General features: G+C 65.5%; 21 protein-coding genes. 10 read left to right on the forward strand and 11 right to left on the reverse strand.

Annotated elements, in window-relative coordinates:
• Positions 1–27: 27 nt before the first annotated feature.
• Genes ACVMDN_RS00105 through uca form a run of 5 tightly spaced genes read left to right on the forward strand, consistent with a single transcriptional unit; the run spans position 28 to position 6,699 of the window.
• Entirely contained in the window at positions 28–846 is an 819-nt protein-coding gene (locus ACVMDN_RS00105; protein ID WP_456835788.1) for an ABC transporter permease, read from the forward strand.
• Positions 843–1,676, forward strand: coding sequence for an ABC transporter ATP-binding protein (locus ACVMDN_RS00110; RefSeq protein WP_057017920.1), 834 nt, complete (start codon positions 843–845; stop codon positions 1,674–1,676). Before ACVMDN_RS00105 ends, ACVMDN_RS00110 begins: the two co-directional genes overlap by 4 nt.
• Positions 1,673–2,518, forward strand: a complete 846-nt coding sequence (locus tag ACVMDN_RS00115; RefSeq protein WP_076827665.1) for an urea amidolyase associated protein UAAP1 — start codon at positions 1,673–1,675, stop codon at positions 2,516–2,518. The genes ACVMDN_RS00110 and ACVMDN_RS00115 overlap by 4 nt, the downstream gene beginning before the upstream one ends.
• The gene (locus tag ACVMDN_RS00120; protein WP_141339589.1) at positions 2,515–3,153 is read left to right on the forward strand and encodes an urea amidolyase associated protein UAAP2; all 639 of its coding nucleotides are present in this window, start codon (positions 2,515–2,517) and stop codon (positions 3,151–3,153) included. Before ACVMDN_RS00115 ends, ACVMDN_RS00120 begins: the two co-directional genes overlap by 4 nt.
• Before the next feature lie 3 nt (positions 3,154–3,156).
• Positions 3,157–6,699, forward strand: a complete 3,543-nt coding sequence (gene uca, locus ACVMDN_RS00125; RefSeq protein WP_141339591.1) for an urea carboxylase — start codon at positions 3,157–3,159, stop codon at positions 6,697–6,699.
• A gap of 17 nt (positions 6,700–6,716) precedes the next feature.
• Here the strand turns inward: uca and ACVMDN_RS00130 are convergent, their stop codons facing one another.
• Positions 6,717–7,007, reverse strand: a complete 291-nt coding sequence (locus ACVMDN_RS00130; protein ID WP_076827661.1) for a hypothetical protein — start codon at positions 7,005–7,007, stop codon at positions 6,717–6,719.
• Positions 7,008–7,323: 316 nt separating this feature from the next.
• On the opposite strand from ACVMDN_RS00130, the gene ACVMDN_RS00135 reads away from it, so the two are divergent.
• A complete protein-coding gene (locus tag ACVMDN_RS00135; protein WP_246786772.1) occupies positions 7,324–8,370 on the forward strand; it encodes an AraC family transcriptional regulator in 1,047 nt (348 codons plus the stop codon).
• A 291-nt stretch (positions 8,371–8,661) separates the two neighbouring features.
• Here ACVMDN_RS00135 and ACVMDN_RS00140 read toward each other — a convergent pair whose 3' ends face one another.
• The 6 genes from ACVMDN_RS00140 to ACVMDN_RS00165 all read right to left on the reverse strand — a co-directional run bounded on the left by ACVMDN_RS00140 (position 8,662) and on the right by ACVMDN_RS00165 (position 15,358).
• A complete protein-coding gene (locus ACVMDN_RS00140) occupies positions 8,662–9,357 on the reverse strand; it encodes an ABC transporter ATP-binding protein (RefSeq protein ID WP_076827659.1) in 696 nt (231 codons plus the stop codon).
• Positions 9,357–10,106, reverse strand: coding sequence for an ABC transporter ATP-binding protein (locus ACVMDN_RS00145; RefSeq protein WP_028332917.1), 750 nt, complete (start codon positions 10,104–10,106; stop codon positions 9,357–9,359). The genes ACVMDN_RS00140 and ACVMDN_RS00145 overlap by 1 nt, the downstream gene beginning before the upstream one ends.
• A complete protein-coding gene (locus tag ACVMDN_RS00150) occupies positions 10,103–11,395 on the reverse strand; it encodes a branched-chain amino acid ABC transporter permease (protein ID WP_076827658.1) in 1,293 nt (430 codons plus the stop codon). The genes ACVMDN_RS00145 and ACVMDN_RS00150 overlap by 4 nt, the downstream gene beginning before the upstream one ends.
• The gene (locus ACVMDN_RS00155) at positions 11,392–12,339 is read right to left on the reverse strand and encodes a branched-chain amino acid ABC transporter permease (protein ID WP_016847025.1); all 948 of its coding nucleotides are present in this window, start codon (positions 12,337–12,339) and stop codon (positions 11,392–11,394) included. Before ACVMDN_RS00155 ends, ACVMDN_RS00150 begins: the two co-directional genes overlap by 4 nt.
• Positions 12,340–12,501: 162 nt before the next feature.
• On the reverse strand, positions 12,502–13,740 hold the full coding sequence (locus ACVMDN_RS00160; RefSeq protein WP_057017914.1) for a branched-chain amino acid ABC transporter substrate-binding protein: 1,239 nt from the start codon (positions 13,738–13,740) through the stop codon (positions 12,502–12,504).
• 391 nt (positions 13,741–14,131) lie between these two features.
• Positions 14,132–15,358: a TetR/AcrR family transcriptional regulator gene (locus tag ACVMDN_RS00165; protein WP_076827656.1), complete on the reverse strand. Its 1,227-nt coding sequence runs from the start codon at positions 15,356–15,358 to the stop codon at positions 14,132–14,134.
• Positions 15,359–15,603: 245 nt separating this feature from the next.
• Here ACVMDN_RS00165 and ACVMDN_RS00170 point away from each other — a divergent pair, with 245 nt between their 5' ends.
• Together ACVMDN_RS00170 and ACVMDN_RS00175 are read left to right on the forward strand one after the other, a co-directional pair.
• On the forward strand, positions 15,604–16,668 hold the full coding sequence (locus ACVMDN_RS00170; RefSeq protein ID WP_028332920.1) for a ketopantoate reductase family protein: 1,065 nt from the start codon (positions 15,604–15,606) through the stop codon (positions 16,666–16,668).
• Positions 16,669–16,809: 141 nt separating this feature from the next.
• Positions 16,810–17,004, forward strand: a complete 195-nt coding sequence (locus ACVMDN_RS00175; protein ID WP_076827654.1) for a hypothetical protein — start codon at positions 16,810–16,812, stop codon at positions 17,002–17,004.
• Positions 17,005–17,009: 5 nt separating this feature from the next.
• On the opposite strand, the gene rnk is transcribed toward ACVMDN_RS00175, so the two are convergent.
• The 3 genes from rnk to ACVMDN_RS00190 form a co-directional block, all read right to left on the reverse strand.
• Entirely contained in the window at positions 17,010–17,432 is a 423-nt protein-coding gene (gene rnk / locus ACVMDN_RS00180) for a nucleoside diphosphate kinase regulator (protein WP_456835787.1), read from the reverse strand.
• 299 nt (positions 17,433–17,731) lie between these two features.
• Entirely contained in the window at positions 17,732–18,262 is a 531-nt protein-coding gene (locus tag ACVMDN_RS00185) for a chromate transporter (RefSeq protein ID WP_076827650.1), read from the reverse strand.
• Positions 18,259–18,825, reverse strand: a complete 567-nt coding sequence (locus tag ACVMDN_RS00190; RefSeq protein ID WP_076827649.1) for a chromate transporter — start codon at positions 18,823–18,825, stop codon at positions 18,259–18,261. The genes ACVMDN_RS00185 and ACVMDN_RS00190 overlap by 4 nt, the downstream gene beginning before the upstream one ends.
• Before the next feature lie 114 nt (positions 18,826–18,939).
• Here ACVMDN_RS00190 and ACVMDN_RS00195 point away from each other — a divergent pair, with 114 nt between their 5' ends.
• Positions 18,940–19,857 carry a LysR family transcriptional regulator gene (locus tag ACVMDN_RS00195; RefSeq protein WP_076827647.1) on the forward strand — a complete coding sequence of 306 codons (918 nt, stop codon included), beginning with the start codon at positions 18,940–18,942 and terminating at the stop codon, positions 19,855–19,857.
• 190 nt (positions 19,858–20,047) lie between these two features.
• Positions 20,048–20,596, forward strand: coding sequence for a carboxymuconolactone decarboxylase family protein (locus ACVMDN_RS00200; RefSeq protein WP_076827645.1), 549 nt, complete (start codon positions 20,048–20,050; stop codon positions 20,594–20,596).
• Positions 20,597–20,652: 56 nt separating this feature from the next.
• Here the strand turns inward: ACVMDN_RS00200 and ACVMDN_RS00205 are convergent, their stop codons facing one another.
• Positions 20,653–21,648, reverse strand: coding sequence for a GlxA family transcriptional regulator (locus ACVMDN_RS00205; protein ID WP_076827769.1), 996 nt, complete (start codon positions 21,646–21,648; stop codon positions 20,653–20,655).
• Positions 21,649–21,663: the final 15 nt, after the last annotated feature.

The following is a 21,663-nucleotide window of genomic DNA, read 5'->3' on the forward strand; positions in this document are numbered from 1 at the left end:
GCGCGTCGCCCCAAGCAGGAGCTGCCCATGCGACTTGTGAACATACGGCCGGGACGGCAGACGCGATTCTATCTGCTCGCGCTGCCGTTCGTATTGGTCGCAATCGCCTACTTCGCCGGCTCCAGCGCGCGGCTCGCGCAGAACCCGAACGACAAGCTGCTGCCGGCGCTGCCGAGCATGGTGCAGGCCGTCAAGCAGATGGCGTTCGAGGTCGACCCGCGCACCGGCGGCTATCTGATGGCCTCCGACACCGTCGCCAGCCTGGGGCGACTGGGCTCGGCGCTGGCGATCTCGACGGCGGCTGCGCTGGTGCTCGGGATCGTGATCGGGCTGTTGCCGGGCGCCAACGCCCTGCTCGGGCCGTTCGTATCGGTGACCTCGATGGTGCCGCCGCTGGCGCTGTTGCCGATCCTGTTCATCGTGATGGGGCTCGGGGAGAATTCCAAGATTGCGCTGATCCTGATCGGGACGCTGCCTTGCATGATCCGCGATCTCGCCATGAAGGTGCAGGAGCTGCCGCGCGAGCAGATCGTCAAGGCACAGACGCTCGGCGCCTCGACTTGGCAGATCGCGCTGCGCGTCGCGATGCCGCAAACCCTGCCGCGGCTGATCGACGTGCTGCGCCTGCAGCTCGGGCCGGCGTGGCTGTTCCTGATCGCGGCGGAGGCGATCGCCTCCGATTCCGGGCTCGGCTACCGGATCTTCCTGGTGCGCCGCTATCTCGCGATGGACGTCATCATTCCCTACGTCGCCTGGATCACGCTGCTGGCGTTCCTGATCGATGTCGGCCTGCGCGTCACGCAGCGAAAACTGTTTCCCTGGTTTGCCTCGGTGAGGGCGGAATGAGCGCGATCCGCTTCGACGACGTCTGGAAGGAATATGGCGACCACATCGTGCTCGAGCGCATCACGATGGAGGTCGAGCCGCGCGCCTTCATTGCGCTGGTCGGCCCGTCCGGCTGCGGCAAGACCACGCTGCTGCGTATGCTGCTCGGCGAGGAGCAGCCGACCCGCGGCCAGATCCTGGTCGACGGCAAGCCGTTGCCTGGCGAGCCGGACGCTGACCGCGGCGTGGTGTTCCAGCGCTACTCGGTGTTTCCGCATCTGACGGTTTTGCAGAACGTCATGCTCGGGCGCGAACTGCGCGACGCCAAATTCACCGGCCGGCTGTTCGGCGCCGCGCGCCGCGCCGCCGCCGACGAAGCGATGAAGCTGCTCGCCGAGGTCGGGCTCGCCGGCCAGGAGAGCAAATATCCGTCGGCGCTGTCGGGCGGCATGCAGCAGCGGCTCGCGCTGGCACAGGCGATCATGCGCGGCCCGAAGATCCTGCTGCTCGACGAGCCGTTCGGTGCGCTCGATCCGGGTATTCGTGCCGACATTCACCTCCTGATGAAGCGGCTCTGGAACGAGACCCATCTCACCGTCGTGATGGTGACGCATGACCTCAGCGAGGCCTTCGGACTTGCGACGCGGGTGATCGCGCTGGAGCGGCAGCGCAACCGCCCCGAGGAGCGCGAGCGCTACGGCGCCACGGTGTCGCGCGACCTCGAGATCTTCCCGCGCCGCAGTGCGGAGTTGCGGACGTCAGTTCAACCAGCTCCGACCGGGACGACCCGGTCAGGCAAGGAGCATCAGCCGGGACGGCCCGGCGCTCTCGTCTTGAAGGAGCAACCATGATCCTGTCAGAGGAACAAAAGGCCGAGATCGCGGCGCATACCCGGCGGTATAACGAGCTGAAGGCGGCGGGGCAGGAGCACGCGCCGCGGGCACTGCCGGCGCCGACCGCGCGCGACGCCGCGTCGATCGATGCCGACACTGTCATTCACCGCGAGACGATCCCATCCGGCTGGTACTGGACTACGCGGCTGAATCGCGGTGACACGCTGCGCATCGTCAACACGTCGGGGACGTCGACCGTCAGCCTGCTCGCCTGGAACAGTGCCGACACCACCGAACGGCTCAACCACGCCGACACCATCAAGGTGCAGTGGGCGGCGCGGTTGCAGAAGGGGCGGGTGCTGCTGTCCGACATGGGGCGCGCGCTGCTCGGGATCACCGAGGACAGCAGCGCCGCACATGATGCCGTGGTCGGCGGCTCGACCGCGGCGACCAACGTGGCCAAATACGGCGACGGGAATTTCCGCAACACGCGCGACAATTTCATTCTCGCCGCAGCCAAGCTTGGCCTTGATCGCCGCGACGTGCATCCCTGCGTCAGCTTCTTCGCACCGGTCGCGATCGACGCCGACGGCAAGTTTGTCTGGTCGGAGCAGCGGCGGCAGCAGGGCGATTTCGTCGATCTGCGCGCGGAGATGGAGCTTCTGGTCGCGCTGTCGAACTGCCCGCATCCGCTCGATCCCGCCAAAACCTATCCGCAGGCGAGCGTGGAGATCGTGCGCTACCGCGCGGCCGCGCCGGCGGCCGACGATCTGTGCCGGACTGCGACCGCGGAAGCGGCCCGCGCCTATCAGAACAATGCGCTGTATCTCGGCGAAGCCCTGGAAGGAGCCGTGCGATGACCATGCAACCTGTTCGCACCGCCGGCCGCATCGTTCTCGATGTCGAAATTCCCGCGCGCAAGCCGTGGTCGGCGATCATCCGCAAGGGGCAGACGCTGCGGATCACCGATAGCCATGGCCAGCAGGCGGTCGACACGCTGTTCTATTGCGCCAGTGATTTCGGCGAGCGCTACAGCGGCCAGGATACGCTGCGCGCGCAGGGCTCGGCCTATGTCGGGCTGGGCACCACGATCATGTCCAACGAAGGCCGCGTGATGCTGCGTGTGACGGCCGACAGCTGCGGCCTGCACGACACCTCGGCGGGCGCCTGCTCGTGCGAAAGCAACACCGTGCGGTTCGGGCACCAGACCCGCTATCAGCACGCCTGCCGCGAGAATTTCGTGATCGAGGCCGCGAAATACGGCATGTCGAAGCGCGACATCGTGCCGAATCTCAACTTCTTCATGAACGTGCCGATCGATCCCGCCGGCAATTTCACCGTGGTCGATGGCGTCTCCAAGCCGGGCGACGCCATCGAGCTGGTCGCCGAGATGGACGTGCTGTGCCTGATCTCGAACTGTCCGCAGATCAACAACCCCTGCAACGGATTCTTTCCGACGCCGGTTCAGGTGACGATCTTCGAGCCGGAGGCGTGAGGCATGTTCAGCAAGGTCCTGATTGCCAACCGCGGCGAGATCGCCGGGCGGATCGGCAGAACATTGCGCCGCATGGGCATCTCTTCGGTCGCGGTCTATTCCGACGCCGACCGTTTCACCCGGCCGGTGCTCGACGCCGACGAGGCGGTGCGGATCGGTCCTGCGCCCGCCGCGGAGAGCTACCTCAATGTCGATGCGATCATGGCGGCGTGCCTTGCCACCGGCGCGCAGGCGGTGCATCCCGGCTACGGCTTCCTGTCGGAGAACCGCCGCTTTGCCGAGCGGCTCGCCGGGCACGGCATCAAATTCATCGGGCCGCGGCCTGAGCATCTCGACGCCTTCGGTCTCAAGCACAAGGCGCGGGAGATCGCCGAGCGCAGCGGCGTGCCGCTGCTGCCGGGCTCGGGCCTGCTGGAGACCATCGACGAGGCGGTGCAGCAGGCCGAAACGATCGGCTTCCCGGTGATGCTGAAGAGCACGGCGGGCGGCGGCGGCATCGGGATGCAGCTGTGCCACGACATGGCGACGCTGCGCGAACGCTTCGAATCGGTGCAGCGGACGGCGCGGGCAAGCTTCGGCGACGCCCGGGTCTATCTCGAGCGGTTCGTTGCGCGCGCGCGGCATATCGAGGTGCAGATCTTCGGCAATGGCAAGGGCGGCGTGGTCGCGCTCGGCGAGCGCGATTGCTCGCTGCAGCGGCGCAACCAGAAGGTCTTTGAGGAGACGCCCGCACCGGGGCTGTCCGCCGACATCCGCCGGCGGCTGCACGCGGCCGCGGTGTCGCTCGGCAAGACCGTGTCGTACGAGTCCGCCGGCACGGTGGAGTTCATCTACGACGTTGAGCGCGACGATTTCTATTTCCTCGAGGTGAACACCCGCCTGCAGGTCGAGCATCCCGTCACCGAGCAGGTCGCCGGTGTCGACATCGTCGAATGGATGATCCGGCAGGCGGCCGGCGAGGACGTGCTCGGCCAGGCGGGCGCGCTCACGCCAAAGGGCGCTGCGATCGAGGTGCGGCTCTATGCCGAGAATCCGGGCGCGGGCTTTCGCCCGAGCGCGGGCCGCCTGACGCAGGTCAGCTTTTCGCCGGATGCGCGGATCGACGGCTGGATCGAGACCGGCACCGAGGTGTCGCCGTTCTACGATCCGATGCTGGCCAAGATCATCGTTTCAGCCGAGACGCGCGAGGCCGCGATCGCGCGGCTTTCGAAAGCGCTGGACGATACGGTCGTCGCCGGCATCGAGACCAATCTCGACTATTTGCGCGCGATTGCGGCGTCCGACGTGTTCCGCAGCGGGCAGGTGGCGACGAGTGTGCTTGGCGAATTCGGCTATCGCCCCGGCACCATCGACGTTGTCGCGCCGGGCGCGCAGAGCGGGGTGCAGGAATTGCCCGGCCGGCTGCATCTCTGGCATGTCGGCGTGCCGCCGAGCGGCCCGATGGACGAACGGTCGTTTCGCCTCGCCAATCGTCTGGTCGGCAATCCGGAGACGACGACCGCACTGGAGCTGACGGTCAACGGGCCGACCTTGCGCTTCAACACCGACGCGATCGTCGCGCTCTCGGGCGCGCTGATGAAGGCATCGCTCGACGGCGCCGATGTCGCGTATGACGAGCCTCTCGCGGTACGCGCCGGCCAGACGCTCGCGATCGGCAGCATCAAGGGCCCTGGGCAGCGCACCTACCTCGCCGTGCGCGGCGGCATCGACGTGCCCGAAATTCTCGGATCGCGTGCTGTGTTTGCGCTCGGCGCCTTCGGCGGCCATGCGACGGGATCGCTGAAGGCCGGCGACGTCTTGCATATCGGTGCCGAGCCATCGGGCCTTGCGGCGCCGCGGCGCGCCACGGAACACGAGCGGCCGCAACTCACATCGGCGTGGCAGATCGGCGTCGTCTACGGCCCGCACGGCGCGCCGGATTTCTTCCTCGACGAGGATATCGAGACGCTGTTCGCGGCGAGCTACGAGGTGCATTTCAACAGCGCCCGCACCGGCGTGCGGCTGATCGGGCCGAAGCCGCGCTGGGCGCGCGCCGACGGCGGCGAGGCCGGGCTGCATCCGTCGAACATCCATGACAACGCCTATGCGGTCGGCTCGATCGACTTCACCGGCGACATGCCGATCATTCTCGGGCCCGACGGACCGAGCCTCGGCGGCTTCGTCTGTCCGGCCGTGGTCGCCCGCGACGAGCTATGGAAGGTCGGCCAGCTCCGGCCGGGCGACACCGTCCGCTTCGTGCCGGTCAAACGCGACGATCCGGTGGCCGGCCCCACGGTGCTGCGCGCGCCTGAGCTCGGATCGGCGATCGTCGGTCGGAATGACGCCGGCCCGATTCCGGTGGTCTATCGCCGCGCCGGCGACGACAATTTGCTGGTCGAGTATGGCCCGATGGAGCTCGACATCGCGCTGCGGCTGCGCGTGCATGTGCTGGCGCAGGCGCTGGAAGAGGCGAAGCTCAGTGGCCTGATCGATCTGACGCCCGGCATCCGCTCGCTGCAGATCCATTATGACGGCACCGCGTTGTCGCGAACGAAGCTGCTCGACGTGCTCAGGCGGATCGAGCGCGAATTGCCGCCGGTCGACGCGATGCGGGTGCCGAGCCGCACCGTGCATCTGCCGCTGTCGTGGCGCGATCCGGAGGCCGAGCTTGCGATGCGCAAATATCAGGAGTTGGTGCGCGCCGATGCGCCATGGTGTCCGTCGAATGTCGAGTTCATCCGGCGCATCAACGGACTTGCGAGCGAGGACGATGTCCGCCGCATCGTGTTCGACGCGGATTATTTCGTGCTCGGCCTCGGCGACGTCTATCTCGGCGCGCCGGTGGCGACGCCGCTCGACCCGCGGCATCGGCTGGTGACCACGAAGTACAACCCGGCGCGGACCTGGACGCCGGAGAACGCGGTCGGCATCGGCGGCGCCTATATGTGCATCTACGGCATGGAAGGGCCGGGCGGCTACCAGCTGTTCGGCCGTACCATCCAGGTCTGGAACACCTGGCGCACCACGCGGGTGTTCGAGCCGGGCCATCCCTGGCTGCTGCGGTTCTTCGACAAGATCCGCTTCTTCCCGGTCGACGCCGATGAACTGCTCGACGCCCGCGCCGCGTTCCCGCACGGGCAGTATGACATCATGATCGAAGAGGGCGAGTTCTCCTACGCCGACTACGCCAGGACACTGGCCGACGCCAAGCCGTCAATCGCCACGTTCAAGGCAACGCAGCAGGCTGCGTTCGACGCCGAGCGCCAGCGCTGGCGCGAGATGAAGCTCGACGAGGCGCCGGCTGAAACGATCGATGCGGCAGCCGCCGCGACGGGGATTCCCGACGGTCAGATCGGCGCGTTCTCCGAAGTGCCCGGCAACATCTGGAAGGTGCTGGTCGAGGAAGGCGCCAAGGTCGCGGCCGGCGACGTGCTGGCCATCATCGAGTCCATGAAGATGGAGATCTCCGTGCACGCACCCGCGGCGGGCCGCATCGCCTCGGTGCCGGTGAAGCCCGGCCAGACGCTGCGCGCGGGCGACGTGGTGGCGTTGCTCCGGCCGGGCTAGCGCGGCTACAGCCGCGCTTAGTCCTTGGGATCGGCCGGTGGGACGAGCGGAGTGGGCGTCTCGACTTCTTTCTCCACCCGCTGCCGGCCTTGATGATCAATTGACGCGTTTTGCCTTAACATCCGATCGATCTTCATCCTCACGCGGCGTGCCGCCAGCAATCCCAGGACCGCCTGAACCGTTCCCGAATAGTTGCGATCGCCGATGGAGAACGAGTAACGCCAGGTGCCGGCGGTCTCGCCTTCAATGATCGTGTAATGAATTGAACGATGAATGCCGCTATGCTGGGCAGGTGTTTGTCCAACCACGACCTAGCTCATACAGCTGTTCGCTTCGGCGCCAATCGCCTGCCCCAGCGAATTTGCATGGTTGACCAAGCCCATGACGCGTTCGCCCCTGCGCGGGCCCATTGGAAGCTGACTGCCGTCGTTTCAAGGCAGAAATGGAGTGGCCGCGGAGCAATCGGCTAGACGATTTGCGCCCGTTGCGTCTTGTGATCCTGGGTCGTTAAATTGCGAGATGGTGTCAGACCGGATGCCTCGTACCCATGAGCTCGTTTGACATAGGTCAAAATACAATCCCGGAAGCTCCCGACGTTGAGCCACGAACACAGTTCGGTGCCGAATGAAAGCCGCCACACGCGTTGCTAGCGCCTTGCCGTCGATACCGAGCTCTGCCGGGGGAATCGCGCGTCTCGCATGTGCCCGGCTGCGCGATGCGCAGGTTGATCCGGCCCCGATCGTGTCGGCTGCAGGCCTGGAAATCGACGACGTCGAGGACCACAAGCGCCGCATCGATGCACGAGCGCAGGTCAGGCTGCTCGAACTCGCCGCAAGGGAATTGCAGGACGACTGCTTCGGACTCCATCTGGCTCAAGGCTTCGAGCTGGGCGAGATCGGGCTTCTGTACTACGTCATGGCTTCATCGGAGCATCTCGTTGACGCCTTGCAAATCGGCGGACGCTACTGCGCGATCAACAACGAGGGTGTGCGGTTGCGAAGCTCTCTGGATCGCGGCTTCGCCATCGGGTTCGAATATGTCAACATCGATCGGTCGTCGGATCGTCACCATGCGGAATTCTGGCTGGTTGCGCTGATCCGTATTTGCCGCGCACTGACTGACGGCAGGCTGGTCCCAAAGCAAATCAAGTTGAAGCACTCCAGACGAGAAACGCCGTCGGATGTGCGATCTCTTCTTGGATGCGAGATCGAATTTGCAGCGGACAGCGACGAGCTTTTGTTTCCGTCCCGGATCGGCGCATTGCCTGTCGTGGGGGCCGATTTGCATCTCAACAGGATGTTGCTTCAATATGCCGACGAAGCGCTTCTTAACCGGGCACCGAGACGAAGCAGCGTGCAGTCACGCGTCGAAGGACACATCGCCCAGTTGCTTCCGCACGGCAAAGCCAATGCCGAGGCGGTCGCGCGTCGTCTTGGCATGAGCCGGAGAACTCTCGCTCGCGCATTGTCGTCGGAGGGGGTGGACTTCTCAGACGTTCTCAAGGCGTTTCGAATTGCCCTTGCCCGCCATTACCTCGAAGATGAGGAGCTGCCGATTTCCAAGATCGCATGGCTATTGGGCTACAGCGAGGTCTCTTCCTTCACGCATGCGTTCGTCCGCTGGACCGGCCTCACGCCGAGGGCCTATCGCAGCTCGAATGGCGATCGGTGATGGGCTGACACCAGCTCTCAACTAGCTGGCACAGACGAGCAAGACCTGGCGGAGCGTACTCCGCTAGGGCAGTCCCATGCAGTCGAACCTCTTTTCCCAGCTCGCGTGTCGCTGTCGCCGCGCTTCGGCCGTGGTTTTCGGCCCCATGACCGGGGACGACTGGCTATTCCTGGCTTCGATAATTTGTTTCCACAGTCTCTTGGTCGCGCTGGTCTGGGTCGTGTTCGCGAACTGACTGATGGCTCTGCTACGTCGACGTTCGATTGCTTCGTCGATCCGCCGTCACCCGCCTTACACCTCGAGCCATTCCTCGCGAACGGCGGCGTTGCTCTTGAGCTGGTCGGGGGTGCCTTCGAACACCACGCGGCCGTGGCCCATGATGTAGACCCGGTTGGAGATCTTCATCGCGATCGACAGCTTCTGCTCGACGAGGAGAATCGCGACGCCGGCTTTCGCGATCCGCGAGATCAGCTCGCCGACCTGCTGCACGATCAGTGGCGCCAGGCCTTCGGTCGGCTCGTCGATCATCATCAATTCGGGGTCGCCGAGCAGCGTGCGGCAGGTGGTCAGCATCTGCTTCTCGCCGCCTGACAGCACGCCCGCCGGCGTGTCGGCGCGCGCGGCGAGGTTCGGGAACATGTCGAGCATCTCCTGCAGCCGCCACTTGCCGGGGCGGCGCGGGTCCTTGATGCCGAGGATCAGGTTCTGGCGAACCGTCAGGCTCGGGAAGATGTCGCGATGCTCCGGCACATAGCCGAGCCCGAGGCGTGCGATCTTGTGGCTCGGCAGGCCCGCGATATCCTGGCCCTTGAAGCGGATGGTGCCCTGCGGCGGCACCTCGCCCATGATCGCCTTGACGGTGGTCGAGCGGCCGACGCCGTTGCGCCCCAATAGGCTCACCACCTCGCCGGCCGCGATGTCGAGATCGACGCCCTGCAGGATGTGGCTCTTGCCGTAATAGGCGTGAAGATTCCTGACCTCGAGCATCAGTCGACCTCCTCGCCGAGATAGGCTTCCTTGACCTTCGGGTTGCCGCGGATCTCCTCCGGTGTGCCGGAGGCGATGATGTGGCCGTAGACCAAGACCGAGATGCGGTCGGCGAGGCCGAACACCACGCTCATGTCGTGCTCGACGATGACGAGCGTGCGTCCCTCGGTGAGGCGGCGGATCAGCGCGACGGCGCGCTCGGTCTCGGCGTGGCTCATGCCCGCGGTCGGTTCGTCCAGCATGATGACGCTGGCGCCGCCCGCGATCGTGATGCCGATCTCGAGCTCGCGCTGCTCGGCATAGGTCAAGAGGCCCGCCGGCACGTCGCGGCGGTGGCTGAGATGGATGTCGTCGAGGATCTGCGCGGTGCGCTGCTTCACCTCGGGCAGATTGTCGACGTTCTTCCAGAACGCGTAGCGGTGGCCGGTCGCCCACAGCACGGCGCAGCGGACGTTCTCCCACACCGTCATGCGGGCGAACACGTTGGTGACCTGGAACGAGCGCGACAGCCCGCGCCGGTTGATCTCGAAGGGCCGCAAGCCCGAGGTCACCTCGCCGTTGAGGCGGATCTCGCCGGAGGTCGGCTTGATGTGGCCGCTGATCAGGTTGAACGTCGTCGACTTGCCGGCGCCGTTCGGGCCGATGATGGCGTGACGCTCGCCCTTGGCGACGCTCAGGTTGAGATCGCGGATGATGGCGACATTGCCGAAGCTCTTCTCGACGGCGTTGACTTGGATGGCAGCGGTCATGCGAGATACCCCCGGTCACGGGCCACCGTCGCGGCGCGGTCCCAGGCTTCCGCAACGCGCCGCCAGGTGATGCGCGCGACCAGGAAGCCGCCGACGAGCAGGACCGCCGCGGCCGCCCAGGTCGTCGGCGCCGTGGCGACGAAGGGAACGCCGAGCAGGTTGATCACATCGCCGCCCGAGAAGCGCGCAACGGTTTCGATGGTCAGGATGATGCCGAGCGCCAGCGCCAGCGTCGGGATCGTCGCGACCAGATAGGACGGGATCACGGTGCCGAGGGTCCCGGCGCGGATCAGCGGGCGGTGCTTCATCAGGATGCCGGCGATGCCGCCGGGTGCGAACATCACGATGCCGATGAAGATGATGCCGAAATAGAGCTGCCAGACCGAGGTGACGCTGGTCAGCCCGAGCTGCAGATAGGTCACCAGGATGGCACCTAAGATCGGACCGAAGAAATAGGCGGTGCCGCCGATGAACGCGGAGAACAGCACGAGGCCCGACTGCGTCGCGCCGAGATAGGCCGAGTTGGCGATCTCGAAATTGATCGCGGTCAGCCCGCCGGCGATGCCGGCGAAGAAGCCGGCGAACATGTAGGCGAGATAGCGCACCACATGCGGATCGTAGCCGATGAACTCGACGCGCTCCGGATTGTCGCGCACCGCGTTGCAGATCCGCCCGAGCGGCGTGCGGGTCAGCGCATACATCGCGATCGCCGACACCATCACCCAGAACGCGATCAGGTAATAGACCTGGATCTGCGGCCCGAAGGTCCAGCCGAACATCGGCATCAGCGAGGTGCGGTCGGTGGTGATGCCGGATTCGCCGCCGAACACGCTACGCAGGATCAGCGACGACGAGGCGACCAGCTCGCCGATGCCAAGCGAGATCATCGCGAACACGGTGCCGGCGCGCTTGGTCATCACCCAGCCGACGAGGAGGGCGAACGCCATGCCGCCGATGCCGCCGACTAGCGGGATCACCGGCAGCGGGATCGGCCAGTTGTGGCTCGCGACCGCGTTCATGACATGCACGGCGAGGAAACCGCCGAGGCCGTACTGCACCGCGTGTCCGAACGACAGCAGCCCGGTCTGGCCGAGCAGGATGTTGTAGGACAGCGCAAAGATGATCGCGATGCCGATCAGGCTGAAGGAGGTCAGCGAGCCGCCGGTGCCGAACACCAGCGGCAGCACGACCAGCGCGACCGCGGCGAGCAGCCAGACACCATAGAAGCTCAAGGCGCTGCCGGGCTCCTGCTTGCCCGCAGCGATGGAGGGCGTGGAAGCGTTGCTCATGACTCGCGCGTCCCCAATAGGCCCATGGGGCGGAAGATCAGGACCAGCACCAGCAGCACATAAGGCAGGATCGGCGCGATCTGCGCGATCGTGACGTTCCAGATGTCCGTGAGCGGCGAGGGGCCGAGGCTCGGATCGAGCGGGCCGAACACGCTGGCGAGCGAGCCGTTCAAAGCAACTGCAAAGGTCTGGATCAAGCCGATCAGGAGCGAAGCGATGAAGGCGCCGGGCAGCGAGCCGAGGCCGCCGAACACGATGACGACGAACAGGATCGGGCCGAGCAGCGCGGCCATGTCGGACTGCGTCACCAGCGAGGGACCGGCGATGACGCCGGCGAGACCCGCAAGGGCACTGCCGACGCCGAACACCAGCATGAACACGCGTCCGACATTGTGGCCGAGATGGCCGACCATGCTCGGATGGGTCAGCGCGGCCTGCACGATCAGGCCGACGCGCGTCTTCTTCAAGGTGACCAGCAGCGCGATGAAGATCACTACCGAGATCACCAGCATGAAGATCTTGTAGGCGGGGTAATTGGTGGAGAACACGGTGAAGGCCGGGAAGTCGAGCGCCGCCGGGACGCGGTAGTCGACCGGGCTCTTGCCCCAGATCATCGAGACGATCTCTTCGATCGCGAAGGCTAAACCAAAGGTCAGCAGCAGTTCGGCGACATGGCCGTGCTTGTGGGTGTTGCGCAGACCGTAGCGCTCGACCGCCATGCCGACCGCGCCGACTAGCAGCGGCGCCAGCACCAGGGCTGGCCAGAATCCGATCCAGCGGGTGAGCTGAAAGCCGAAGAACGCGCCGAGCATGTAGAAGCTGGCATGCGCGAAGTTCAGCACGCCCATCATGCTGAAGATGACGGTGAGCCCGCTGGACAACAGGAACAGCAGCATGCCGAACAGGACGCCGTTGAGCGTCGAGATGACGATCAGCTCAGCCACGGCGCACTCGCTTGAGACTGGAACGGTTCACGTGAGTAAAGCCTGTCGAGTGAAAGGAACTTACCCGTCATTCCGGGGCGCGCGCGTCAGCGGGCGAACCCGGAATCTCGAGATTCCGGGTCTGGTGCTTGCGCACCATCCCGGAATGACTGATGTGGCCGATCAGGGCCGCTTCATGTTGCAGGTGGTCGGAAGCATCGTCTGCGCGGTGTCGATCTTGGACACGATGCGCCAGCCCCAGCCGGTGTTTTCCTCGTCGAACGGCTCCTTGGTCTTGTCGGCCAGCGCGCCGAACGAGGAGATGTAGATCGGCTGGAAGAACTGGTGGTCGTCCTTGCGGATGAAGCCCTCGCCGCCGTCGAACACTTCGAACTTCATGCCTTCGAGTGCGGCCGCGACCTTCACCGGATCGATCGAATTGGCCTTCTCGGCGGCCGCCTTGAACATCCGCATCTCGTTGACCGCGCGCGGATACCAGACGGAAATGCCGGTCTTGGCGCGGAAGTCCTTCTCGAAATCCATCGCCGCCTTGTTGCCGGAGTTCGGGACGCCTTCGCTGATCTGGAACACCTGGCCCTCGAGGCCGGCCTGCTTGACTGCGGTCGGTCCGCCGGCGCCGCCGGCATAATAGGTGTACCAGTTGACCTTGAGGCCGGCGTCAGCCGCCGCCTTCAGCAGCAGCGCGAAGTCCTGGCCCCAGTTGCCGGTCACGACGGTGTCGGCGCCGGACGCCTTGATCTTGGCGATGTAGGGCGAGAAGTCGGTGACTTTGAGCATCGGGTGCAGTTCGTCGCCGACGACCTGGATATCCGGCCGCTTTTCGCCCAGCATCTTGCGCGCCGTGGTGCGCACCGACTGGCCGAACGAATAGTCCATGTTGATCAGGTAGACCTTCTTGATGGACGGCTGGCCCTTCATGTAGTTGGTCAGCGCTTCCATCTTGATGTCCGAGTTCGCATCCCAGCGGAAGTGCCAGTAGCTGCACTTCTCGTTGGTCATCGCCGGATCGACCGCGGCGTAGTTGAAGTAGAGCACTTCCTTGCCGGGGTTGCGCGAATTGTGCTTGGTGACGAAGTCTTCCAGCGCCGCGCCGACCGACGAGCCGTTGCCCTGGGTGATGTAGTGGACGCCGGCGTCGACCGCCTTCTGCGCCTGCACCAGGCTTTCCTGCGGATTGGTCTTGTTGTCGAGTGGGACGATCTCGACCTTGTGGCCGAGGATGCCGCCCTTGGCGTTCAACTCGTCGGCGAGATACTGAAACGTCTTCAGGCCGCCTTCGCCAACGCTGGCGCCGCCGCCGGAGAGCGGATCGATATAGCCGATCTTGATGGATTCCTGCGCGGACGCCGCGCCTCCCAACACCGTCAGCGCTGCCGCGGCGGCAACGATCAGCCTATGCATCCTGCGTTCTCCCTTGCTCGTGTTTCTTGATCTTTAGCGATCGAGGCCGTCTCATAACCCCAATCGCCGAGCCTTCGCAACTTTCGCTTTGAATACTGCGTCAAGTTTTAGCAGAAGGTATTATGATGTTATAGGCCATATGTCGCCGGAATCGGGCGCAGTTTTGAATTACAGGTAAACTTTTGGATGGGGCTCACGCTTATTCTCGGTTCCGAACCGGCGTCGTCCGTCTCCAAAACCTCCCCTTGAAAAGGGGAGGTCGCTTCGCTCGTTAGAGCGAAGCGGGTGGGGATCGGCTGTCTCCACTTGGAGCGTCGCCTGCGGCTGACCCCCATCCCGACCTTCCCCCTTTCAGGGGGAAGGGGAAACCGGGATCGCTACCGTGGCGGATCTAGCCTGGATGTCGGCGCGGCTTGAGGCCCGCGAGGAACAGCCGCGCGAAATGATCGGCGATCTCGGCTGGAGACCAGTCACGCCTGGTCTTGAACCAGATCGGATACCAGTGGCCCATTCCGGTGAGAATGCGCTCCGCGAAATAGGTATCGATGCGGCGGAAACGGCCCTCGTCGACCCAGCGCTGATAGCTGTTCTGGTCTTGTCGGATCGTCGCCAGCACGTCTCCGACATAGGCTTTTCGGTCTGCGTCGTTGAGATAGTTGATGTTGTGGTAGGTCGCCTTTGGGCCGCAGGGCGTGTCGTGCAGCATCAACAGCAGGCGAATTCGCTGAACGATGTGATCGAATGCTCCAAGGCTGTGCTCTTGCAGATGCTCGCGAATGCTGACCTCGCCGGCGAGCCCGCGTCGCAGGCAGGCCAGCAGCAGGCTCTCTTTTTCACTGAAGTGATAGTAGATGCCGGCGCGCGTCATGCCCGCATCCACGGCGATGCTCTCGAGCGACGTGCCCGAGGCGCCCCTTCGGTTGAAACTGTCGGAAGCAATCGACAGCATCCTGTCGAACTTGGCGGCCCGCTTGTTCAACGCTGCGCGAGCCTCGAGAAAAGGGGCGAGGCTGAGCGGCTCGGGCATTTTGGGGAGCGCGATCTCGCGCCGGTAGACGCCATGCGTGATGATGTCGTCGATGGCATCGATCGCCTGTTGCCGCGTGTAGTAGTCGCGTTCGGACAGCCAGAACGGAACCCAGTCGAGGATGGAGATCAGCGCCACCGCCGTGAGCAGCGGCTCGTCGCAGGCGATCGAGCCGTCCGCCACGCCCCGATCGAGGATGTCCGCCAGCAGCGCGGCGTTCTGCCAGCGCTTGGCATGGACCTCGCTGCTGTAGGGCGCGGCCAGCGCATCGATATCGCTGAACAGGATCATGCGCTGGCCTTCGGGCCTCAGCCTGCCGCGCACGAAGCGCCTGATGATCTCGAGCCCGTCGATGCCGGGCTCGGCGGCCGCCTCGATCTCGTGGCGATAGATCGCAAGGCCGCGCAGATAGCAGTGGAAGATCAGATCTTCCTTGTCGCGGAAATAGTGATACAGCGCGCCCGGCACGGCCTGCACCGATGCTGCGACCTGCTCCATCGTCACGTTGGCATAGGAGTGGCGGGCAAACAGCCGGGAAGCTGAGACGAGGATTTCTTCAGCCCGATCCGTCGGGTCGGCGGCGACTTGCAAGCTCGAATGCCCTTCTTAACCGCGGAACGAAAGTCCGCACGCGAGATAATCCCCTTGGCAGCCGCTTGTCGATCTGCGATAGACGGTGGCATACCATACACCAGCGGTCTTGATTGTCTGGTGATTTGGCGACCGTCGGCCCGTGGATGCGGGACGGCCAATATCGACCGGGCATCGGTTCGGCAGCAGCTTCGGACAGGATTTTGGAGAGCAAGCCTTTCGCGAGAAGGGCTATTGGAGAGAGCATGGCGCGCAACATTCTGATTTTGGGAGCTTCCTACGGCTCCCTGCTGGGAACCAAGCTGTTGATGGCGGGTCACAACGTGTCCCTGGTGTGCCGGAAGAACACCGCCGACCTGATCAACCGCGAAGGCACCGAGGTGCGGATCAAGCTGCGCGACGAGAAGGAGCACCGCTCGATCTTCTCGCGCGATCTGCCGGGCAAGCTCGACGCCGTCACGCCTGCCGATGTCGACGTCTCGCGCTACGACATGGTCGGCCTTGCGATGCAGGAGCCGCAATACACCAACCACACGGTTCGCGTGCTGATGATCAAGATCGCGGCGGCGAAGCTGCCCTGCCTGTCGATCATGAACATGCCGCCGTTGCCGTATCTGAAGCGGATCCCCGCACTCGCCGGCATGGACCTCGAGGAGGCCTACACCAACGCGCAGGTGTGGGAGCGCTTCGAGCCGGGCCTCGTCACGCTGTGTTCGCCCGATCCGCAGGCCTTCCGTCCGCCGGAGGAGAAGGCCAATGTGCTGCATGTCGGCCTGCCGACCAACTTCAAGGCCTCCGCCTTCGCCGACGACAAGCACAACAAGGTGCTGCGCGAGCTCGAAGCCGACATCGACGCGGTGACGCTCGACGGCCAGGACGTTCCGGTGAAGCTGAAGGTGTTCGATTCGCTGTTCGTGCCGCTGGCGAAGTGGTCGATGCTGCTGACCGGCAACTATCGCTGCATCACGCCGACTGAGCCGCAATCGATCCGCGATGCCGTGCATGGCGACCTGACGCGCTCGCAGGCGATCTATGACCACGTCGACGGCATCGCGCGCAAGCTCGGCGCCGACCCCGCGGACCAGGTGCCGTTCGCGAAATACGCCAAGGCCGCGGAAAGCCTGCTCAAGCCGTCATCGGCGGCCCGCGCGGTCGCCGCCGGCGCGCCCTTCATCGAGCGCGTCGACCTGCTGGTGAAGCTGATCTCGCATCAGCTCGGCACGCCGAGCGCCGAGATCGACCGCACGGTCGAGACCGTCGATCAGAAGCTGAACGAGAAGATCGTGCAGGGCGGCTCCGGCGCGGAGTAACCGAATGCGTTGATGGCGGGGGCAGGAACGCCCTCGCCATGCATCGGCGATCTGCAATGCACGCAATCGCGGTTGCCGGACGCATGGCTCGACCTGTCCAGATGAGGTAGACTCGCTCAGCTGCGGTTGGGAGCAACGGACATGCCGAGCAAATCGCTTCCTCTCCTTGCAATCTACGGCGACCTCGATCGCGCACGCGACATCATGCGTGCCTGGCAGCCGCTCGATCACCTCTCCCCCGAAGACGCCGAGATCGTCGTGAAGGCGATCGCCGAGGGCATCGCGCGCGGGCGCCGGCACGGGATCGAGATGGGACAGTGTCATCAGGCGGCGTAAAGCCGCTAGCCCTCATGTGTCACGGCAAGGATCGTCACCGAACGCGTCTGCTGGCTCGGCGTCTGAAAATCGATCGTCTGGCCGACCGACAATCCGATCAGCGCGGCACCGACCGGCGTCAGCACCGAGATGCGCCGCAGCGCGATGTCGGCTTCGTGCGGATAGACGAGCACGACCTCCCTGACGTCGCCGGTCTCGTCGTCGCGGTAGCGCACAAGCGAGCCCATGCGGGCCACGTCATGCAAGCGATCGGCATCGTCGGCGACCAGCTGGGCGCGGTCCGTCTCGCGTGCGAGGAACTGGGCGACGCGGGGAAACACCGCCATGCTGGAATCGGCCAGCGCGCTGAGGCGATGCGCCTCGCTCGCGGTGATCACGATCGGCGGCAATGCCGGGGCGGTAAAGCTGTTCTGAATGGTTCGGGTCATGTGGGTTGATCTTTGCGGTTGATCGGAGGCGCACGAGCGCCGGCGCGCGGACATCTCGCGACGCGACGGACTGAAATGATTTGGTGACGTAGAGGAATCCGGACGGCGCGCGATCGCCGGCCGGCTAATTGCCTGCGTGCAGACGTCCGGCGCGCAATTCGCGGCGCGCAATACGGGTGTCGATGCGGAGCGTGTCGATCATGGCATTATCAACATAGCCGCTGGCGACGTCGCATCCATTGCGGCGAAAGCGCGCACATCGCCGCGTGGAACGAGACGCCATCGCCGCAAGCAGAGCGTCAGGGCTGTCCGATGCCGGACAGGCCGAGCACCGCGCCGGCGGCGAGCGCGACAAGCGGATGGATGCGCGTCGTGGTGGTGGCGATCGCGACGCCAGTCGCGATCAGGATGGTGCCCCAGCTCGAGGCCGATGCGTGGGTGATGACGATGGCGCTGGCCGTGACGAGCCCGGCGGTGACCGGAACCAGCCCCGCCTGCACGGTGCGGCGCCAGGGCCGGTCCTTGAAGCGTTCCCAGAGCCGCAGCGCGAAGCCTGTCACCAGCGACGACGGCCCGAACTTGGCGAGCGATGTCACCAGCACGCCGGAGAAGCCCGCGACATGCCAGCCGACCAGCGGCACCACCATCATGTTCGGCCCGGGTGCTGCCTGCGCCAGCGCGAACAGCGCGCCGAATTCCTGCGCCGTCATCCAGTGATGGACGTCGACCACCTGACGCTGCATCTCCGGCAGGATGGTGTTGCCGCCGCCGAAGGCGAGCAACGACAGCTCGGCGAAGATCAGCGCGAGCGTGACGAGGGTTGCGCTCATGACGCCTGCCTCGACCGGAGAACAATGCTGAGCGGCGCGAGCGTCAGCAGGGTCGGCAGCAGCGGCAAGCGGAACACGGCGATCGCCAGCACGCACAGCGCGCCGATGAAGAGGCCGAGCACATCGCGCCGCAGCGGCCAGGCGATCTTGATCGCGGTGGAAATCAGCAACCCGGCTGCTGCGGCGGCGAGGCCACCGAATAGATGACGGACGACCGGGTCGTCGGCGAAGCGGCCATAGATCACACCAAGGCCGATCACGACCGCGGTCGGCACCGCGATCAGGCCGAGGATCGCTGCGAATGCGCCGGGAATGCCGCGAAACTTCAGCCCGACCGCGACCGACATGTTGATGATGTTGCCGCCGGGCAGGAACTGGCACAGCCCGAGCAGGTCGGTGAACTCCGCGCCGGTGAGCCAGCCGCGCTTCTCCACCATCATGTGGCGCGCCAGCGGCAGCACGCCGCCGAAGCCGGTCAGTCCGAGGATGAAGAAGCCCGTGAACAACTCGCCGACGTCAGGTGCGTGATGCTTAGTGGTTTGCGCGGCGGGGATGGCGTCCATCGGCGGGGCGGCTCCGGTTCGATTTGTTGTTGAGCCGACTCTAGTTGGCCGCGTGCCAAATATCCAATATATGGATATGCGAATTTGCATATCTATTGCATATGGATTGCCCTGATGATCGAACTGCGCCATCTCCGCTATGCCGTCGCGGTCGCCGAGGAAGGCCATATCACTCGCGCCGCCGCGCGGCTCGGCATTCAGCAGCCGCCGCTGAGCCAGCAGATCCGCGCCCTGGAAGTCGCGATCGGCGCCCCGCTGTTTCGCCGGCAGCCGCGCGGGGTCGAGCTGACCGCGGCCGGCCGTGCCTTCGTCGGCAAGGCGCGCGCGATCCTGCGCGACGCCGACCTCGCGGTTGAAGCCGCGCGCCGCGCGAGCCGCGGCCAGGAGGGCCAGCTTGCGATCGGCTTCACCTCTTCGGCCGCCTTCCATCCTTTCGTCACCGGCGTGATGCGCGAAATGCGCGAGCGCGCGCCGGCGATCACGCTGTCGCTCGAGGAGGCCTCGACCGGCGAGCTGATCGCGGCCGTCGAGGCCGATCGGCTCGATGCCGCATTCGTGCGTGCGCCAGGCGAGCGGCTGGAGAACCTCACGATCACGCATCTGCTCGACGAGGAGATGGTGGTCGCGTTACCCGACCATCATCCGCGCGCCCGCAAGGATACGCGGCGGCGGATTTCGCTGGCCTCGCTCGCCGACGAGCCGCTGATCCTCTACCGCCGTCCGACCGGGCCCGGCCTCTATGACAGCATCATTGCGGCCTGTCGTGCCGCGGGCTTCAGCCCGAAAGTGGCGCAGGAGGCGACGCGGATGGTGTCGACGCTCAGCCTGGTCGCGGCGGGGCTCGGCATTTCGATCGTGCCGGAATCGATGGCGCGGCTCGAGACCGCCGGCGTGTCCTATCTCCGCCTCGACCGCGCCACCGGCCTCGTCGCGCCGCTCGCGCTGGCGCGCAAGAAGGGCCCCGCCGCCGGCACGCTCGGCCGTCTGCTCGGGATCGTGACGCGACGGGTGAAGGACCGTGCCGGCGGCTAGTGGAGTCTGCGCGACGAGGCTGAACGTCGCCGCTGCCGCTGGTGGCGCGGAATGTGGGGAGTTTGGCGAACGCGCATATCCGGGCGCGGTTAGACAGCTCCATCAAACTCGATTGCCGGCGCACGGATCGCAACAGCCTGGTTGCGACCGGAGGCTTCGGGTTCAATCAACACCGCGAAAGGCATTTCCAATGGCGCGTTTTCCTGTCCATACGCTCGAGTCTGCCCCCGAAGCCTCGAGGCCTACTTTGCGCGAGGTCGAGGCGCGGTTTGGCATGATCCCGAACCTTGCGGCGGCGATGGCGACCTCGCCCGTGCTGATCCAGAGCTTCATCGGCATCTTCGACAAGGTTCACGGCGGCAGCTTCACCGAGCAGCAGATCCAGACCGTGCTGCTCACCGACGCGGTGACCAATGGCTGCGCCTGGGCGGTCGCGCTGCATTCCGCGCTCGGCTTGCAGGCTGGGCTCGATCCGGCCGATGTCGACGCGATGCGTGCCGGCCGCTCGCCTGCCGACAAGACGCTCGGCGCGCTCTCGACGCTGGCGCGGTCGCTGATCGAAAAGCGTGGGCGGCTCGACGACGAGGAGATCGAACGATTCCTGGCAGCCGGGTTCTACAAGGATCTCGTGCTTGAGGTGATCACCATCGTGGCGGCGTCGACCATCACCAACTACACCGGCAGCGTCACCAATCCGCCGCTGGAGGCGGCGTTGCAGGAATATGCCTGGAACGGCTGAGACGGTCTCGCCTAGCGTCAATCATTGCACGTCGACCGCGCGGCCGGCCGTGCACGTCAGAGCGCAAACCTGGCGCGATAGTCCTGCGGCGTGGTCGACAGCAGGCGCAGGAAGCTGCGCCGCATCGTTTCCTCCGACCCGAAGCCGCAGCGCTGTGAGATGCGCTTGATCGGCAGGCGCGTTTCCGAGAGCAGATGCCGCGCGCCCTCGACCCGGAGCCGCTCGATTGCGCGTGCCGGCGTCAAGCCGGTCGCTTCGGCGTAATGGCGGCTGAAGCTGCGCTCGCTCATGCCGGCCTGTTTCGCCAGCGTCGACAGCGAGAGGTCGCCGGCCAGATGGTTGCTGATCCAGTCGTGCAGCGCGCTGAACCTGTCGTCGGTGGCTTGCAGCGACAGGATTTCGCTGAATTGCGCCTGTCCGCCCGGCCGCTTGAAGAACACCACGAGATAGCGGGCGACGGCAAGCGCCGCCGTGCGGCCGAGATCCTCCTCCAGCAGCGCCAGCGCCAGATCGATGCCGGAGGTGACGCCGGCCGACGTCCAGAACGAACCGTCGCGCACGAAGATCGGATCGGGCTCGACGCGGACATCGGGAAAACGCTCGGCGAGCTCTGCGCAAAATCCCCAATGGGTCGCGGCACGCCGGCCATCGAGCACGCCCGATGCGGCGAGCAGGAACGCGCCGGTGCAGACCGATGCGGTGCGGCGCGCCTGCCCGGCGCGCTCGCGTACCCAGTCCACCAGGACGGGATCGGCCGTCGCGGCGTTGACGCCGTCGCCGCCCGGAATCACCAGCGTGTCGACCGCGGTGTCGATGGCGGGCAGCGGATGCACCGCGAGCCCGACGCCGGCGGATGACTCAACGTTCGGGCCATCCTTTGCAACGACGCGGACTTCATATGGCTCGGCGTTGCCAGCCTTGGCCGCCAGCGCATTGGCGGACGCGAACACCTGCAATGGCCCGGTGACGTCGAGCAATTGCACAGCCGGATATGCCAGCACTTCGATCGAGCGGCGGCGGTTTGGCGAAAAACGTGGGCTGGTTGGCGTCATCGCCGAAACCTGCCG

The sequence above is a fragment of the Bradyrhizobium sp. USDA 4510 genome, assembly GCF_054059095.1.